The 338-nt window shown below is 39.6% G+C and carries 1 rRNA gene; it reads right to left on the bottom strand.

From position 1 onward, the window contains the following. Window positions 1-91 (bottom strand): 23S ribosomal RNA (locus LQ617_RS15895); the annotation flags it as partial. Window positions 92-338 lie beyond the last annotated feature (247 nt).

The raw sequence follows: 338 nt of genomic DNA, 5'->3' as shown, positions 1-338 counted from the left end.
TTACAGCTCCCCAAAGCATATCGTCGTTAGTAACGTCCTTCTTCGGCTTCTAGTGCCAAGGCATCCACCGTGCGCCCTTAATAACTTAATCGTGTAAAAGCTTGGTCAAACGTTCGCATCTTTCTTCGATTCATGAATCTCTTGTTCATTTACAAAAGTAAACATCACTTCGTGATTCATTTCATCTCATCACCTTCAAACGCTTTCAGGCGCTTTTAAGTGCGATACTTGTTTACCAGTTTTACGAGTTATTAATCTGTGATGTCGTCTATAAAGACGACGCGCGATTATTAAGCTTGTTGAATTTCGTTAAAAATTCACTCGGTTTTTTGCTTGGT

This window comes from Mammaliicoccus sp. P-M59 (genome assembly GCF_022386135.1).
GTDB classification, from domain to species: domain Bacteria; phylum Bacillota; class Bacilli; order Staphylococcales; family Staphylococcaceae; genus Mammaliicoccus; species Mammaliicoccus sciuri_A.
This window is presented reverse-complemented; position numbering and strand designations above follow the sequence as displayed.